At 58.7% G+C, this 16814-nt stretch carries 16 protein-coding genes and 1 tRNA gene; 9 read left to right on the top strand and 8 right to left on the bottom strand.

The features are described 5' to 3' along the window. A partial coding sequence (locus GKN89_RS24430) for a hypothetical protein (protein WP_230329025.1) occupies positions 1 to 205 on the bottom strand: 205 nt, incomplete at its 3' end. Positions 206 to 230: 25 nt separating this feature from the next. Between GKN89_RS24430 and dkgB the strand changes: the two genes are divergently transcribed. Then, positions 231 to 1034, top strand: coding sequence for a 2,5-didehydrogluconate reductase DkgB (gene dkgB, locus GKN89_RS22460; protein WP_154747805.1), 804 nt, complete (start codon positions 231 to 233; stop codon positions 1032 to 1034). A 46-nt stretch (positions 1035 to 1080) separates the two neighbouring features. Here dkgB and yafC read toward each other — a convergent pair whose 3' ends face one another. Further along, positions 1081 to 1968: a DNA-binding transcriptional regulator YafC gene (gene yafC / locus GKN89_RS22455; RefSeq protein WP_019454339.1), complete on the bottom strand. Its 888-nt coding sequence runs from the start codon at positions 1966 to 1968 to the stop codon at positions 1081 to 1083. Positions 1969 to 2315: 347 nt separating this feature from the next. On the opposite strand from yafC, the gene GKN89_RS22450 reads away from it, so the two are divergent. Then, complete coding sequence (locus tag GKN89_RS22450) at positions 2316 to 3110, top strand: endonuclease/exonuclease/phosphatase family protein (RefSeq protein WP_025160092.1); 795 nt, start codon at positions 2316 to 2318, stop codon at positions 3108 to 3110. A 52-nt stretch (positions 3111 to 3162) separates the two neighbouring features. Here GKN89_RS22450 and mltD read toward each other — a convergent pair whose 3' ends face one another. Beyond that, positions 3163 to 4545: a murein transglycosylase D gene (gene mltD, locus GKN89_RS22445; RefSeq protein WP_139285506.1), complete on the bottom strand. Its 1383-nt coding sequence runs from the start codon at positions 4543 to 4545 to the stop codon at positions 3163 to 3165. 71 nt (positions 4546 to 4616) lie between these two features. Further along, positions 4617 to 5372: a hydroxyacylglutathione hydrolase gene (gene gloB / locus GKN89_RS22440; protein ID WP_019454337.1), complete on the bottom strand. Its 756-nt coding sequence runs from the start codon at positions 5370 to 5372 to the stop codon at positions 4617 to 4619. 44 nt (positions 5373 to 5416) lie between these two features. Between gloB and GKN89_RS22435 the strand changes: the two genes are divergently transcribed. Next, complete coding sequence (locus tag GKN89_RS22435) at positions 5417 to 6136, top strand: class I SAM-dependent methyltransferase (protein WP_019454336.1); 720 nt, start codon at positions 5417 to 5419, stop codon at positions 6134 to 6136. Here GKN89_RS22435 and rnhA read toward each other — a convergent pair. Further along, positions 6133 to 6600 (bottom strand): ribonuclease HI, encoded by a 468-nt coding sequence (rnhA, locus tag GKN89_RS22430; RefSeq protein ID WP_019454335.1) that lies wholly within the window; start codon positions 6598 to 6600, stop codon positions 6133 to 6135. The two genes, GKN89_RS22435 and rnhA, sit on opposite strands and share 4 nt — an antisense overlap. 72 nt (positions 6601 to 6672) lie before the next feature. On the opposite strand from rnhA, the gene dnaQ reads away from it, so the two are divergent. Both dnaQ and GKN89_RS22420 read left to right on the top strand, forming a co-directional pair. Then, positions 6673 to 7416 (top strand): DNA polymerase III subunit epsilon, encoded by a 744-nt coding sequence (gene dnaQ, locus GKN89_RS22425; protein WP_025160090.1) that lies wholly within the window; start codon positions 6673 to 6675, stop codon positions 7414 to 7416. 144 nt (positions 7417 to 7560) lie between these two features. Next, a tRNA-Asp gene (locus GKN89_RS22420) sits at positions 7561 to 7637 on the top strand. Between the two features lie 105 nt (positions 7638 to 7742). On the opposite strand, the gene GKN89_RS22415 is transcribed toward GKN89_RS22420, so the two are convergent. After that, positions 7743 to 9983, bottom strand: a complete 2241-nt coding sequence (locus GKN89_RS22415; protein WP_154747804.1) for a TonB-dependent siderophore receptor — start codon at positions 9981 to 9983, stop codon at positions 7743 to 7745. A gap of 234 nt (positions 9984 to 10217) precedes the next feature. On the opposite strand from GKN89_RS22415, the gene GKN89_RS22410 reads away from it, so the two are divergent. The 4 genes from GKN89_RS22410 to hpxK all read left to right on the top strand — a co-directional run bounded on the left by GKN89_RS22410 (position 10218) and on the right by hpxK (position 14767). Further along, complete coding sequence (locus tag GKN89_RS22410) at positions 10218 to 11096, top strand: siderophore-interacting protein (RefSeq protein WP_019454332.1); 879 nt, start codon at positions 10218 to 10220, stop codon at positions 11094 to 11096. A gap of 136 nt (positions 11097 to 11232) precedes the next feature. Further along, on the top strand, positions 11233 to 12072 hold the full coding sequence (locus tag GKN89_RS22405) for a MurR/RpiR family transcriptional regulator (protein ID WP_019454331.1): 840 nt from the start codon (positions 11233 to 11235) through the stop codon (positions 12070 to 12072). Positions 12073 to 12281: 209 nt separating this feature from the next. Further along, on the top strand, positions 12282 to 13526 hold the full coding sequence (locus GKN89_RS22400; protein ID WP_025160089.1) for an alanine--glyoxylate aminotransferase family protein: 1245 nt from the start codon (positions 12282 to 12284) through the stop codon (positions 13524 to 13526). Continuing rightward, positions 13523 to 14767 carry an allantoate amidohydrolase gene (hpxK, locus tag GKN89_RS22395; RefSeq protein WP_154747803.1) on the top strand — a complete coding sequence of 415 codons (1245 nt, stop codon included), beginning with the start codon at positions 13523 to 13525 and terminating at the stop codon, positions 14765 to 14767. The genes GKN89_RS22400 and hpxK overlap by 4 nt, the downstream gene beginning before the upstream one ends. Here the strand turns inward: hpxK and GKN89_RS22390 are convergent, their stop codons facing one another. Then, complete coding sequence (locus GKN89_RS22390) at positions 14768 to 15541, bottom strand: amidohydrolase (protein WP_154747802.1); 774 nt, start codon at positions 15539 to 15541, stop codon at positions 14768 to 14770. Continuing rightward, the gene (locus GKN89_RS22385) at positions 15529 to 16689 is read right to left on the bottom strand and encodes a pyridoxal phosphate-dependent aminotransferase (RefSeq protein WP_154747801.1); all 1161 of its coding nucleotides are present in this window, start codon (positions 16687 to 16689) and stop codon (positions 15529 to 15531) included. Before GKN89_RS22385 ends, GKN89_RS22390 begins: the two co-directional genes overlap by 13 nt. Positions 16690 to 16814: the final 125 nt, after the last annotated feature.

Below are 16814 nucleotides of genomic sequence, written 5' to 3'. Positions count from 1 at the left end.
CCCCGTCCGTTCCGCCACTTAATTGATAAGCCCTGAGTCTCTGACTCAGGGCTTTTTCATATCTGCATTTTGCGCTTTTCAGGCCGAAATCCTTCTCCTTTACCGTCTTATTTCCCCATATTGTTGCTGGAAAATCAAAAGTCTTATGCCGAACCAGGCGTTTCTGATCAATAAAAAAGTTGCCATAATCTTCCGCATACCGCATCTACCCGCTAATGAGAGAAAATATTATGAGCATCCCTGCATTTGGTTTAGGTACTTTCCGCCTTCAGGATCAGGTTGTTATCGATTCCGTAAGCACCGCACTTGAGCTGGGTTATCGTACTATCGATACCGCACAGATCTATGAAAACGAAGCGGCTGTTGGTCAGGCTATCGCTGCCAGCGGCGTGAAACGCGAAGACCTGTTCATCACCACCAAGATTTGGATCGCGAACCTGGCGAAGGGCGCGCTGATCCCAAGCCTGCAAGAAAGTCTGAAAAAACTGCAGACGTCCTACGTCGATCTGACGCTGATCCACTGGCCATCGCCAAACGATGAAGTGCCGGTTGCCGAATTTATGGCTGAGTTGTTGGAAGCGAAAAAGCTGGGGCTGACTCGTCAAATCGGTGTATCTAACTTCACCATCGATTTGATGCAGCAAGCGATTGACGCGATTGGCGCAGATGAAATCGCCACCAACCAAATCGAGTTGTCACCGTTCTTGCAGAACCGCAAGGTGGTAGAATTCGCACAGCAGCACGGCATCGCCATCACCTCTTACATGACGTTGGCCTACGGCAAAGCGCTGCAGGATAAAACGATCAAAAGCATCGCCGCACGTCACAAGGCGACCCCTGCACAGGTAGTCCTGGCCTGGGCGCTGAAGCTGGGTTATGCGGTGATCCCGTCTTCGACCAAGCGTGAAAACCTGGCGAGCAACCTGTTGGCGCAGCAACTGACGCTGACCGACGAAGATATGGCGCAGATCGCCGCACTGGAGTGCAACGGCCGTCTGGTGAGCCCGGAAGGTCTGGCGCCAAACTGGGATTAATCATTCCTCACGGCATCAGCTTAAGGCGTCCCTCGGGGGCGCCTTTTTATCGTTTGAGGTATTCGCTCACAAAATCAATGAAGCTGCGCAGGCGGTTGCTGACGGCGCTGTCGCTGTAATACACCGCGTTGATCGGCATAGCGACCGGCAGTGTCGCTTCCACCAGAATCGGGACTAAATCTCCACGTTTGATATCTTCGTCGCTCATAAAGTCCGACAGGCAGGCGATGCCGTTGCCATGCAGGCAGAGATGACGCTGGGTCTCTCCGCTGTTGGTGGTCAATCCCGGGGTGATTTCCAGCTGGCTGCCGTCTGAACAAGCCAGCGGCCAGCGGTTCAGGCTGGGCAGGTCGTTGAAGCCTATGCAGCAGTGATGTTCAAGATCTTCCACCGTTTGTGGCGTGCCGTATTGGGCCAGATAGGCGGGGGAGGCGAGCACATGCCGGTAGCTGGTCATCAGTTTGCGCGCTTTCAGCGTGGAATCGGTCAGTTCGCCGACGCGGATTGCGATATCCACTTTTCGCTCGATCAAGTTGATAAAGTTTTCCGAAGACACCAGTGATAACGACATTTCAGGATAACGCTCGCGGAACTCCGCGACTAACGGTGTCAGCAAGTGCAGCACCACCGGTGTTGCCGCATCGACACGCAGCAGGCCTTGCGGGCGCTGACGGCTTTCCAATAGCGCATTTTCTGCCGCGGCCATATCGTTCAGTACCTTCTGCACCTGGCGAAAGTAATTTTCCCCTTCTTGGGTCAGACTGATTTGGCGCGTGGTTCGGTTGAGCAACGTCACGCCCAGTTTGCTTTCCAGCTTTTTCACCGTTCTGCTGACCACGGAGTTCGCTTGTTCCAGGCGCTCCGCCGCCCGGCTGAAGCTGCCGCTCTCCACTACCGTGACGAAAGTGATAAGTTCATCAGAATTCGCTTTCATTTTTGCTCCGCAGGCAAACTCTATTTTCGATTATTCGCGATCCTGTCATTTAAACACGATAGGCGCAGGGCCGCTATTCACTTGAATACAACAGACTGTAAAACGCTGGGGCACACACCATGCGTTTACGCGCAGGTTTTGCGGCCCTTTTCGCATTTTTCATCCTCCATGCCCAACCTTTACACAGCTATACCGTCAGAAGATTGAAATCGCCGCAGGCGGCCCCTATAACTGAAAAGGTTATGCCTGTAAAAGCCATGCCCTCCGCATGGCTCAGGCGTATAATCAATTCATCGTTGGCGAGTATTCATCGCCAGTTTCATGTTAATGGGTAATAGGCGAATCGCGTGCCGAAACGAACTTATGCAATGAGGTATGTTGCAGGTCAGCCAGTTGAGCGAATCTTTCCAGGCGCCGTTAACCAGCCGCTGCCGCCTGGGGCGGCGCTGCCGACGACCGGCGCCTTGCGCGTCATGGTATGGAATATCTTCAAGCAGCAGCGAGCCGACTGGCTTTCGGTGCTGAAAAATCATGGCAAAGACGCACAGTTGGTATTGTTGCAAGAGGCGCAAACCACGCCGGAGCTGGTGAGCTATGCGACCGCCAACTATCTGGCGGCCGATCAGGTGCCGGCCTTTGTCTTGCCGCAGCATCCTTCCGGCGTGATGACGCTGGCGGCCGCTCACCCGGTTTACTGTTGCCCGTTACGCGAGCGTGAGCCGTTGCTGCGGTTGTCCAAGTCGGCCTTGATCACCGTTTATCCGCTGTACAATGGCGAACTGTTGATGGTGGTGAATATCCATGCGGTGAACTTTAGTCTTGGAGTCGACGTCTACAGCAAGCAGCTGGGGCCGATCGGCGAACAGATCGCCAGCCATCGGGGGCCGGTGATCATGGCGGGGGATTTCAACGCCTGGAGCCGCAAGCGCATCAATGCGCTGTATGACTTTGCCGGCGAGATGGCGTTACGTGAGGTGAGCTTCACCGATGATCATCGCCGCAAGGCCTTTGGCCGCCCGTTGGACTTCGTGTTTTACCGTAACCTGGGCGTCGTGGAGGCTTCGGTGCTGGTGACCAGCGCGTCGGATCACAATCCGTTGTTGGTGGAGTTTCATCCGGAAAAAGACTCGCCCGTCTGGTGAATCGCAGATAATAAAAAAGCACCCCGAGGGGTGCTTTTTTTGTGCCGGAAACTTAGGTGTCCGGCGTGAGCTTGTTGCCGACAAACAGGGTCAGCTTCAGACCAGGTTGCAGGTTGCCTTTGGCGAGCGTTGAATTCCAACGCATCACGTCGTTAATATCGACGCCGTGACGACGTGCGATACTGGCGAGCGAATCACCTTTACGAACCTGATAGGTGATACTGCTGTTACTGCCAGTATTGCTGGCCACTTGCAGGGTTTGCCCAACTTTCAGAGCGCTCTTGGCGCGTAAGTTGTTCCAACTCTGCAAATCGCTGGTCTTAACGTTCAGCCGCTTGGCAATGCCCGATAAGGTGTCGCCTGAGCGCACTTTATACGAACTGCCGCCGGACAAACCGCTGTTCTTCGCCAACTGCGTCGTTGGCTGAGTCACGGCGATCTGGCCATCGGCCAGCGAGTCTTTCAGCTGATCGGCATGACCTTTGGGAACCATAATGTAATGGGGCCCGTTGGGTGCCGTAACGCCTTTCTTGTAGCCTGGGTTATACGCTTTCATCTTGGTGACCGAAAGCCCTGCCATCTCAGCCGCCTGAGTCAGCTGGATCTGCTGCCCAACATCGATACGAGCCAGCGCACGGGTTTCATCCGTTTTCGGGAGTTTCACGCCGTACTTCTTGCTGTTCTTGATGATGTCGCTCAGCGCCAGCATTTTCGGGACATAGATTGACGTTTCACGCGGAAGCGACAATGCCCAGAAATTGGTTGGCTTACCCTGACGTTTGTTTGCCTTCACCGCTTGCATCACGCGGCCTTCACCACTGTTATAGGCGGCTACGGTCAGTAACCAGTCGCCGTTAAACATGCGGTTCAAGCGTTGCATCATGTTAAGCGCAGCGGTTGTCGAAGCGACGACATCACGTCGACCGTCATACCACTGATTGTTTTTCAAACCATAATTGCGACCCGTTTGCGGCACGATTTGCCATAGCCCTGCGGCGTTGGCACTTGACGTGGCGTGTGGGTCAAAAGCGCTCTCCACTATGGGTAGCAGTACCAGTTCCATCGGCATATTACGTTTCTTAATCTGCCCGACTATCCAGTACATGTACGGCTCTGCCCGTAATGTTACATCGTGGAGATAGCTCTTACTTTTTAAGTACTTTCTTTTCTGATCACGGATCCGGGAATTTTCCGGAACCTCCATCTTCAGCTCGTCGCTAATGAAGTTCCACAGGTCCTGTTGCGCGGCGGGACTATTGTTATCTAGCCACCGCGCCGAGCTCGCTCGGCCATTTGCTGTGTACTCTCCTGCTTCACCATCTTGACCAGCCGAAGACAAACTCTGTGCATGCTGTTCTGGCGCCGGTGCGTCCTGCCTGGACGACTGGCAACCCACTAGCAAGACTGAGGCGAGAAATATCGCTTTAGCCTTCATGTGTGTGTCAATGTAGTTGCTTAAAAGACGAGCAATAATACTTTGCTTCGCCAAATAACACAACTAAAAGCTTAGAAGTTATCTTTCCGCAGGCGTAATTCGGAAAAAACTGAATGAAGGCTTTCCGGTGGTGAATTAAAGCCTAATTTCTTTTGTAAATCAGCGTCATGGCAACGTAAAAACAGGTTAATTTTACGCTCTAATTGCAACGTGGTCGGCACGCTGGCTTGGCCTTTTGCCCTTAACGCTTCAACATGTTGTTGATATGTTTCAATCTCTCGATCTTCCGGCAAAATAGCCCGCGCAAACTTAAGATTTGAAAGAGTATATTCATGCGCGCAGCAAATTAAAGTGTTATCGGGAAGTTGCGCGAGTTGTTGAAATGAGTCGTACATTTGTTTGGCGGTGCCTTCAAACAGCCTGCCGCAGCCGGCGGAGAAAATTGTGTCGCCGCAGAACAGATAAGGGGCGCTATAGAATGCTACGTGGCCCAGCGTATGGCCGGGAACGGCGATGGTCCGGTACTGACGGCCATCGATGTTAAAGGTGTCGCCGTCACGGACGATGTGGTTAGCGCCTTTATCCGCGGTTTCCTGCGGTCCGTAGACCGCAAGATCCGGGTATTGCGCTACGATTTGGGCCACGCCGCCGACGTGATCGTGGTGGTGGTGGGTCAACAGGATCGCCGAAGGTGCCAGCTGCAGGCGCTGCAGCGCCTCGAGCACCGGCCGCGCCTCACCCGGATCGACAATAACGCAGCGCCCCTGCCGGTCATCCAATAACCAAATGTAATTGTCCTGGAAGGCGGGAATGCTGATAAGATTCATGGTGTACCTCTCGTTGGCAACGGCTTGAAAGAAGATAATAAATCATGAAACCAGCCCATACTCTACAAAAGCTTACCGGCCCGCAGTCCTGGGCTGAGCTGCCGTGGGGGGAGTACTATCGTGAAGCGCTCGAACGGCAGTTGCAACCCTGGTGGCCGAAGCTGTTTGGTTTTCATCTGCTGAAGATGGGGATGCTTAGCGCCGAGCTGGCCACGGACAAATGCGCGATTTCCCACCAGGTCAACGTCGGGCTGGAGGGGGAAGGGCTGCAGGTGATCGCCGATGCCTATCAACTGCCGTTTGCCGCCAAGTCGGTGGATGCCTGCCTGCTGGCGCACACGTTGTCCTACGCGGACGATCCGCACCGCATGCTGCGTGAAGTGGACAGGGTGTTGATCGACGACGGCTGGCTGGTGATCAGCAGTTTCAACCCGTTCAGCCTGTTGGGACTGGGCAAGTTGGTGCCCGGATTACGCCATCGCCAGCCCTATGTCAGCCGCATGTTTACCCAAATGCGACTGCTGGACTGGCTTAGCCTGCTGAATTACGAGGTGTTGTACCAGGCGCGTTTTCACGTGCTGCCGTGGCACCGCAAGGGCGGCAAATTTTTATGCACCCATTTGCCGGCGTTGGGCTGTATGAGCGTGATTGTGGCGCGCAAGCGCACCCTGCCGTTGACGCCCACGCCGATGAAATTGGGGGCGAGAAAACCGTCTCTCAGCCGCGCGGTGGGCGCGACCAAGAGCTATCGCAAGCTGCCTTAGGCTTCCGGTTGGTAACCGACGTCTTCCTGCGTCGGCTTACCGGCCGCTTCGCGCGCCAACACGTCGCAACGTTCGTTCTCCGGGTGGCCGGCGTGGCCCTTGACCCATTCCCATTTCACGTCGTGGCGTTGAATGGCCAGATCCAGGCGCTGCCACAGATCGACATTCTTGACCGGCTTTTTGTCGGCGGTTTTCCAGCCGCGCTTTTTCCAGTTATGGATCCAGCTGGTGATGCCCTGGCGCACATACTGGCTGTCGGTGCTGAGCGTCACGGCGCAAGGCACGGTCAGCGCTTCCAGCGCCACGATCGCCGCCATCATTTCCATGCGGTTATTGGTGGTCAGACGAAAACCCTCGCTGAAGGTTTTTTCCGTCTGCTTATAGCGTAATATCGCGCCGTAGCCACCGGGGCCGGGGTTGCCAAGGCAGGAGCCGTCGGTGAAAATTTCTACCTGTTTGAGCATCTCTGGTAGACTCTTCCTATTAGTTTTACAAAAGCCAAGTCTGACATAAACGAGCGCTGTGAGCACTGCAATATGATCTCTACAACCACCAGACAGATTGTCCTCGATACCGAAACCACCGGTATGAACAAGCTTGGGGTGCACTACGAAGGGCACCGCATCATCGAAATCGGTGCGGTGGAAGTGATTAACCGCCGCCTGACCGGGCGCAACTTCCACGTTTACATCAAGCCGGATCGGCTGGTGGATCCGGAAGCGTACGGCGTACACGGCATCAGCGACGACTTCCTGGCCGACAAACCGACCTTCGATCAGGTTGCCGACGAATTCCTCGAGTTTATCCGCGGCGGCGAGCTGGTGATCCATAACGCGGCGTTCGATATCGGCTTTATGGATCACGAATTCCGCATGCTGCAGCAGGGGATCCCGAAAACCGAGACCTTCTGCACCATTACCGACAGCCTGTTGATGGCGCGTCGCCTGTTCCCGGGCAAGCGCAACAATCTCGATGCCTTGTGCAGCCGCTATGAGATAGACAACAGCAAGCGTACGCTGCACGGCGCATTGCTCGATGCCGAGATCCTGGCTGAAGTCTATCTGGCGATGACCGGCGGTCAGACCTCGATAGCGTTCCAGATGGAAGGCGACTCTCAGCAAAACGACGATGCGCAAGAAATCCAGCGCATTGTCCGCCCGGCGACGGCGATGAAAGTGGTCTATGCCAGCGATGAAGAAGTGAAGGCGCACGAAGCGCGTCTGGATCTGGTGGCAAAGAAGGGCGGCAGCTGCCTGTGGCGCGGGGCGTCGGCCGAATAACGGCGTTTTTGCGCGAAAAAACCTCATCGGGTGATGCTTCGTTGAAAAACTGTGCAAACGGTTCATTTGCGGAGAAAAAGGCGTTGACGGAACCGAGAGGCGTCCGTAATATGCGCCTCGTTCCCCCGCAAGAGGGAATGGCGCGGAGCGGTAGTTCAGTTGGTTAGAATACCTGCCTGTCACGCAGGGGGTCGCGGGTTCGAGCCCCGTCCGTTCCGCCACTATTCAGAAGCCCTGAGTTAGCGATAACTCAGGGCTTCGTCGTTTCTGCGCTCGGCAAAACGGCGCGGCCCAATCAACGGGGCCGGCAGGCCGGCCCCTTATTCTCAGAACAACACCGAGTAGTTCAAACCGAAAGTGCGTCCGCGGCCCTTATAGCTGTACAGCTCAGGCGAACCGTAAGTCGGGCTGTACAGGATCGGCGCGCGCTGGCCCCAAACGGTGGTGTACTCCTTGTCCAGCAGGTTTTCCACGCTGAAGCTGATTTTCCCTACCGGCAGGGCATAGCTGCCGAGGAAGTCGAGGGTGTTGTAGCCCTCGATCTTGCGGCCCTGGGTGGCGTTGGCCTTGGTGTAATCGCCATCGTCCGACACGTCGAAAGTTTGCTGAGATTGTAAGCGCAGATTCCAGTCGCCCGGCGCCCAGGCGACATAGGCGGTAACTTTGGATGGGCTGGCGGTATCGACCACCAGTTTCTTCCATTCGCCATTGACCTTGGTTTCGGAGCGGATGAAGTTGAAGTTGGTGCCGGCGCTCCAGTCGCTGTCTTCAAAGAAATAATCCACCGCGCCTTCCAGCCCGTAGATACGGCGCTTATCCGCATTGACGTTGATGGTCATGTCGGTTTTATTGATGGCGATGCTCTTGTCGGACAACGAATAGTAGGCGGCGATCTGCGTGCGCAGGTTATCGCCGGTATAGCGCCAGCCCAGTTCGTAGGAATTGACTTTGATGCCTTCCAGTTTGGAATCGCCGACGTTAACGCTCTTCAGCAGCCGGTAGTGGCCGCCGTTCAGCGCGTAGGTGCCGTTGCCGTAATACTTGCCCGGATCCGGGATCTCGAAACCCTGAGAGAAGTTGAACCAGGTTTGCTGGCGCTCGGTCAGGTGCGCCAGCAGGCCGGCGTTGAACAACGCATTGTTGTAGTCGGTTTTCCCTCCCGGTATAGCGTCGGCGGAGGCGGCGGCGCCGGTGGCGATCGCCTGCTGTTGATTGTAGCCGATAAAGTCGTCGATCTTGTTTTCGGTGTACTGATAACGCACGCCGCCGCTCAGGGTGAAGATCGGGTTGATGTCGTAGCTGGCCTGCAGGAACGACGCCAGGTTGCTGGTGGTATAGCTGGGGTAACGGCCGGTGTTGTAAGCGTTCTCCAGCGTCATGCCGCCGGACTGTTGGGCCTTCGCCAGGTTGAAGAACTGTTGGTTGGCGTTGAAGCTCTCATGCTCGGCGTCGATGCCGTAAGTCAGCGTCAGCGCGTCGAGCGGTTTGCTGTTCAGCGTCAGTTTGCCGCCGTAGAAATCGGTTTTTTGCTGTGAAGCGCCAATGCTGCTGACGTAATAGTTCGGCGCTTTGCCCGCCAGCGTCGGGAACGGATAGAAGGTCAAGGTTTCGTCACGGTAATAGACCTGAGCCACCAGATCCTGGCCGAGGAAATCGGTGTTGGAGTACTGCAGGTTGATCAGGTGGCGTTCGGTGCCGGGGATGCGGTCGGAGTTTAAGTTGCCGCTGTTGTAAGCCTTGGCGTTGCCGGTCACCGCTGCGAAGTTTTCCCCCAGGAACAGGCCATGATCGCCGTCGGACTGGCTTTTGTAATATTGGGTGGTCAGTTGCAGCTGTTGGTGGTCGTCGATGTTGAGGGTGCCGGTGCCCATGACGTCAAGGCGATCGGAATACTGCAGGCCGGTTTGGGTATTGTCGATCAGCACCTCGTTGCCTTTGCCGTCGTACCAGCCGCCATAGCGCTGGTAAGAAACGGACAGGCGTCCCGAGGCGTTGTCGTTGCCGCCGCTGACCGCCGCCGCGACGTTCTCGTCGTGATCGCTATGGCCGCCAAAGCCGGTTTTGCCGCCGACCTGCAATTCGACCTGCTGCTCTTTCTGCCCTTTTTTGGTCACGATGTTGATCAGGCCGCCGGTGCTGCCGCCACCATAGAGTGCGGTGGCGCCGGAGATCACCTCAATATGATCGATATTGAACGGATCGATCGAATCCAGTTGGCGGCTGTCGCTGCGCGATGAGTTCAGACGTACGCCGTCGATCATCACCATCATCGAACGGCCGCGCATATTCATGCCATAGTTGGTGCGGCCCTGGCCACTGACGTCCATGCCGGGGATCAGCTGCGCCAACATGTCCTTGATCTCTTTGCCGCCCTGAACCTGCTGTTCGATCTCCTGGCTTTCGATCACCCAGGTGGTCTGCGCCATTTCCGCCGTGCTGCGGTGTGAACGGCTGGCGGAGACCACCATCTGCTCTTCGGCGCCGGCTTTCTGATCTTCTGCCCAAGCCGTCGGCGCAAGCATCGCCAGCAGACAAGGGTTCAAAACCCAAAGGTGTTTGCGTTTCATCGTTATTTATTTCCCAGGTGATATTGTTATTGCGTTATTTTTGAGAATGATTCTTTTATCAATAACGTTTCTTGTTATCAATAAAATCGTGATATGATTTTTTGCGATACATTAACGTAATTAATTAGTTTTATTAACATTTTACCCGCTGCGCGATCGAGCAACCCACGCCGTCAACACGGCAGCCGATCGGCCATAGGTGCAAGCGACAGCCGTTGCCGGAGAATCGAGAACATGTCCGCCAGCTATAGAATTTTTGATATCACCTTGAAAAGCAAAACGCTGATTTCACCTTCGCTGGTGCGCTGCGTGTTTGAAGGTGCGGATATTCATCGGATGAAGTTGGAAGCGCCGGATCAGCGCATCAAACTGCTGTTCCCGGCGGCGGACGGCCAGATCCCGCAGTTGGCCAATAGCCCGGACTGGTACGGCGATTACATGGCGATCCCCAAAGAGCGGCGCCCGGTGATGCGCACCTATACGCTGCGTGCGCTGCGCCGCGAACAGAATCAGATGGACGTCGAGTTCGTGCTGCATGGTGTGAACGGCCCGGCCTCCGCCTGGGCGACTCACGCCGAGCCGGGCGATGCCATCCAGACGGTCGCCCCCAACGCTGACTTCGATGGCGATAGCGGCGGCTACGAATGGGCGCCGCCGGCGCAGTTGCAGCAGGCGCTGTTGATCGCCGATGAAACGGCGGTGCCGGCGGCGATGGGCATTCTGGAGCAATTGGCGCAGCAGGCCAATCCGCCGCGCGTGCAGGCGTTCTTCGAAGTGCCGCAGGCGGGGGATTGTCTGGATTTGGTCCGTTTCCCGTTCGCCGAGGTTTACTGGCTGCCGCGCGACGTGGGCCGCCAGCTGGCGCACGGCACGTTGCTGGTGGAAGCGGTGCGGCAGCGGGTGGATATTCCCGCTTCGGCGTGCGCGCAAGCGCAGTCTTTGGCGGAAAGCAGCCTGAGCGATGAAGTCTTGTGGGAGCGGGCAGCGGGCGGCAACGCTTTTTATGCCTGGGTGGCGGCCGAGTCTTCGGCGGTGAAAACCCTGCGCCGTTATCTGATCGGCGAACGCGATCTGGACCGCGCTACCGTTAACTTTATGGCCTACTGGTGCTGAACGCGCCGCCCTTTTCCGGCGACGCTGCCGGAGAGGGGCAGGCCGCTGTTATTTCCCATCAACGAAGAATCGCTTGCCAGCGGGTAGTTCGGCCGTGCTATGTTCCGCTGAAACAAAGGTTACAGCGAGAACGATAATGCAACGGTTCGACGAACGCCTGCGCCGCGACTACCCACAGCTGACGCCGCAGGAGCAGCGGGTGGCCGACTTCATCTTCGATCACTATGACGATTTGATCGGCTACAACAGCGCCGAGCTGGCGCGCCTGAGCGGCGTTTCCAAAGCCACGGTCAGCCGCTTGTTCAAACGGCTGGGCTACCCCAACTATCGCGCCATGCGCGATGAGCTGCGTACCTTGCGCCAGAGCGGCATGCCGCTGACCGATAGCCGCGATGCGGTGCAGGGCGATACGCTGCTGGCGCGGCACTATAAGCAGGAAATGGCCAATCTCACCCGCTGGGTAAAACATATCGATGCCGAACAGTTCAGTGCGACAATCGCCGCGCTGGCGCGAGCGCGCGGCGTGATGCTGTTGGGGCTGCGCAACAGCTATCCGGTGGCGATGCACCTGCGTCAACAACTGATGCAGGTGCGTGAACAGGTGCTGCTGGCGCCGCAGCCGGGGCAGACGCTGGCGGAAGATCTGGCGGGCCTGACACCGCAGGACATGGCGGTGGTGGTGGCGTTCCGCCGCCGGCCGCGCCAGATAAAGGCGGTGCTGACGCTGTTGCAAAGCCGCGGGGTACCGACGCTGCTGATCTGCGAGCCGCAGGCGCAGGCGTTGTTTTCGTTGGCCGACTGGCAATTGACCGTGCCGCTCGACAGCGTGTCGGCCTTCGACAGCTATGCCGCCGCCATGAGCCTGGCCAGTTTGCTCAGCAATGCGTTGCTGCATGAGAGGCTGGCGCAGGGGCGGCAGCGCATTCATCACGTCGCTGAACTGTTCCAGACGCTGGACGAACTGGAGCTGCGTTAAGCACGGCAGATCATTTCCCTTCCTTCCCCCCTCCGCCGTTTAAGGCGGATCGGTCATCTCATTGTGTTACTTTGGTTTCATTAATTGATCATAAGAATCTTTTGTTTCAACTGAATCCCTATCGGGAGTAGGCTGTTGGGCAGCAAACAAACGTCATGTCGACGCTGAAGGCATAACTCAATAACTTACTAAGCTGACAGGGAATGAACATGTTGGATATCTCGCAATTCGATCAGATTAACCCGCCGGCGCGCCTGCTGATGGGGCCGGGGCCGATCAACGCCGATCCGCGCGTGCTGCGTGCCATGTCGAGCCAGCTGATCGGCCAGTACGATCCGGCGATGACCGGCTACATGAATCAGGTCATGGCGCTGTATCGCGCGCTGTTCCGCACCGAAAACCGCTGGACGATGCTGGTGGACGGCACCTCGCGCGCCGGTATCGAAGCGCTGCTGGTTTCCGCCATTCGCCCGGGCGATAAGGTGCTGGTGCCGGTATTCGGCCGCTTCGGACATCTGCTGTGCGAGATCGCTCGCCGTTGCCGTGCCGAGGTGCATACGATCGAGGTGCCGTGGGGTGAGGTGTTCAGTGCCGATCGCATCGAAGACGCGATTAAGCGGGTTCGTCCGCGCCTGCTGCTGACGGTGCAGGGCGACACCTCCACCACCATGCTGCAGCCGCTGCATGAGCTGGGCGATATCTGCCGCCGTCACGGCGTGCTGTTCTACACTGATGCGACCGCTTCCTTCGGCGGCAACCCGCTGGAGACCGATGCCTGGGGGCTGGATGCGGTCTCTGCCGGGCTGCAGAAGTGTCTGGGCGGCCCCTCCGGCAGTTCACCGGTCACCCTCAGCCCGCAGTTTGAAGAAATCGTGCGCCGCCGTAAATGCGTGGAGCAGGGGATCCGCACCGCCGAGCACGCCGACGGCGACGACGAGATGATCTACTCCAACTATTTCGATATCGGCATGATCATGGATTATTGGGGGCCGGAACGCCTGAATCACCACACCGAAGCCACCAGCATGCTGTTCGCGGCGCGAGAATGCGCACGGGTGATCCTCGAAGAAGGGCTGGATCGCGCCATCGCCCGCCACCGGCTGCACGGCGCGGCGCTGCTGGCGGGCATCCTGGGCATGGGGCTGGCGGTGTTCGGGGATCTTGAACACCGCATGAATAACGTGCTCGGCGTGATGATCCCGCCGCAGGTGCATGGCGAACAGGTGCGGCAGATGATGCTGAACGACTTCGCCATCGAAATCGGCACCTCGTTCGGCCCGCTACAGGGAAAAATCTGGCGCATCGGCACCATGGGCTACAACGCGCGCAAGGATTGCGTGTTGCAAACGCTGGCGGCGCTGGAGGCGGTGTTGAACCGCCTCGGTTTCGTCAGCAAGCAGGGCGAGGCATTGCAGGCCGCCTGGAACGTTTATGATGCAGGACATCATGGATGACGCCACTGGAGGCGCAACAGGCCGCCGCGCGGGTGATGGCGCGCTGTGACGAGCTGGCGGCGATCAGCGCGGAGCCCGATCGGCTCACGCGCCTTTATCTTTCTGCGGAACATCGGCGCGCCAACCGCCTGGTTGGCGAGTGGATGCGCGAGAGCGGCATGGCGGTTTGGCAGGACAGCGTCGGCAATATCTGCGGCCGCTATGAAGGGCTCATGCCCGGCGCTCCGGCGCTGCTGCTCGGCTCGCATCTGGACACGGTGCGTAACGCCGGGCGCTATGACGGTATGCTCGGCGTGCTTACGGCGCTGGAAGTGGTGGCGCGCTATCACCGCCAGGGGCGCCGATTGCCGCTGGCGCTGGAGGTGATCGGTTTTGCCGACGAAGAGGGCGCGCGCTTCGGCGTCACGCTGCTGGGCAGCCGCGGCCTGACCGGCCAGTGGCCCGCAGAGTGGCTGGCGCGCACCGATGCCGACGGCGTCAGCATCGCCCAGGCAATGCGCGAATTCGGGCTGGATCCGGCGGCGATTGCACAGGCGCACCGTGCGCCGCAGGAAATCTGCGCCTATCTCGAGCTGCATATCGAACAGGGCCCGTGCCTGGAGGCGGCCGATTTGGCGCTGGGCGTGGTGACGGCGATCAACGGCGCGCGTCGCCTCAACTGTATCTTTAGCGGGGAGGCGGGCCACGCAGGCACGGTGCCGATGGGGCAGCGCAAAGATGCGCTGATGGCCGCGGCGGAATGGATCACGGCGCTGGAAACTTTGACCTGCAACGCCGATCCGCACCTGGTGGCCACCGTGGGCTGCATCGAGAGCCTGCCGGGCGCGGTCAACGTGATCCCCGGCGAGGTGCGGTTGACGCTCGACGTGCGCGGCCCGCAGGATGCGCCGCTGACGGCGCTATTGGCGACGTTGCTGGCGCAGGCGCAGGCGATCTGTGCGCGGCGCGGATTGCGCTTCGCCAGCGAGGAGTTTTATCGCATCGACGCCACCGCCTGCGACGTGGACCTGCAGCATCGTTGGCTGGCGGCCGTCGCACAAGTACAGGGCCGCAGCCTGACGCTGCCGAGCGGCGCCGGGCACGACGCCATCGCCATGGCGGCGCACTGGCCGGTCGGCATGCTGTTTGTGCGTTGCGCCGGCGGCGTCAGCCATCATCCGGCCGAAGCGGTGCGGCAGGCGGACGTGGCGCTGGCGATCCAGGCCTATTGCCTGATGATCGCCGGCTGGGAGAGCGGTTGATCAGTCCAGGCGCAGAAAACTGTCGGCGTCGCGCCAGGCCGGGAAGGCGCTGCGGTAACTCTGCAGACTTTCCAGCGACAGCTCGGCGTCCAGCCGCGCGGCTGCGCCGGGCTCCGCATCTGCCAGGATCTCGCCCTGTGGGCTGATGATCAGGCTGTCTCCGCTGTAGTTTAGGCCGTTGGCATCTTCGCCCACCCGGTTGCAGCCCGCCACATACACCTGATTTTCAATCGCCCGCGCCGCCAGCAGCGTTTGCCAATGGTTGCTGCGCGGCGTCGGCCAGTTGGCAACGTACAGCGCCAGATCGTAATCCTGCTGATAGCGCGCCCAGACCGGGAAACGCAGGTCGTAACAGATCTGCGGCAGGATGCGCCAGCCGCGCCACTCGAAGATTTCACGCCGGTTGCCGGCCTGGTAGTGCAGATGTTCGCCGGCCATGCGGAACAGGTGGCGTTTGTCATAGGCGTGTACCTGGCCGCCCGGTTCCACCAACAGGAAGCGGTTGACCGCCCCCTCGTCAGTTTTCAGCGCCACGCTGCCGCCGATTAACGCATGGCTTTTCACCGCCCAACCGTGCAGCCAGTCGATCACCTGCTGTTCGGGCAGGGCGCTCTCGCCGGCATCCATGGCAAAACCGGTGGTGAACATTTCCGGCAAGACGATGAGATCGCGCCCGACGATCGGTGCCAGCAACGCGTCGAAGGCGGCCAGGTTAGCGATGCCGTCGCACCAGACCAGCGGTTGCTGCAACAGGGTAATTTTTAAAGTCGACATAACCGCTCCGCAGCTGCATCCAGCGTGGCGTCCTGTTTAGCGAAGCACAGCCGGATCAATTTATGGGGGAAAGGATCGGCACAGAAGACCGACAGCGGAATGGCCGCCACGCCCACGTGCTCGGTTAACCAATGGCAGAACGCCACATCGTCCAGATCGGAGATGGCGCTGTAGTCCGCCAGCAAGAAGTATGTACCCGCGCAGGGTAAAATTTCCAGTCGGCTGCTCGCCAGCGCCTGCACAAAGCGATCGCGCTTGGCGCGATAGAACGCCGGCAGCTGTCGCCAGTGCTCCTGCTCGGCGCGCAGGCTATCCGCCAGGGCCAGCTGCGCCGGGGTATTGACCGAAAAGGTTAGGTATTGGTGCACCTTGCGCACTTCGGCGCTCAGCGCGGCGGGCGCCACGCAGTAACCCACTTTCCAGCCGGTCATGTGGAAGGTTTTGCCGAAGGAGGACACCGCGATCGCGCGCTGGCGCAGCTGCGGGTGGGCCAGCACGCTGGCGTGGCCGCCTTTGGCGAAGCAGATGTGTTCGTAAACCTCGTCGCTGAGCACGTAGATTTCGCGTTCGGCAATGGCGTGCCACAGCTGCTGCAGGTCTTCCGCCTGCCAGGCGGTGGCGGACGGATTGTGCGGCGTGTTGACGATCACCAGACGAGTGCGCGGCGACAGCGCGGCGGCGAACCGTTGCCAATCGACGGCAAAGGCCGGCGGCTGCAGGGCGATGCGTTTGAGGACGCCGCCGGCCAGCGTTACCGCCGGCGCATAGCTGTCGTAGCTGGGATCAAAACAGACCACCTCATCGCCGGGGCGCACCAGTGCACTGATGGCAGCGAACAGCGCTTCGGTGGCGCCGGCGGTGATGGTCACTTCGCTGTTGGCGTCCGGCTGCCAGCCATACAGCTCGGCGGTTTTGTCGGCGATGGCTTCACGCAGCGGCGCCACGCCGGTCATCGGCGCATATTGGTTGGCGCCCTGGGCGACGTGCCAGGCCAGACGTTCTTTCAGATAGTCCGGCCCGTCGAAATCGGGGAAGCCCTGCGACAGATTGATCGCCTGGTGCTGCTGCGCCAGTGCGCTCATCTGGGTGAAAATGGTGGTGCCCAGAGCGGGCAGCTTACTGTCGGGAATCAATGCGGAAGTGCTCATAGCAGGTGAATACTCCAGGCGCTTATATTGCCGTCAATATAACACGATGCTAGTATTTGGCAATCAAGACGCTTAGATGGCTAAATGCGAAAAAGTGCTTAGCCTGCCTGCTGACTGCTTTAGCG

Origin of the sequence: Serratia sp. YC16, from assembly GCF_009707615.1 — a bacterium.
GTDB lineage: Bacteria > Pseudomonadota > Gammaproteobacteria > Enterobacterales > Enterobacteriaceae > Serratia > Serratia surfactantfaciens.
Note: the sequence above shows the minus strand (reverse complement) of the source record. Positions and strands in the feature narration are given on the sequence as shown.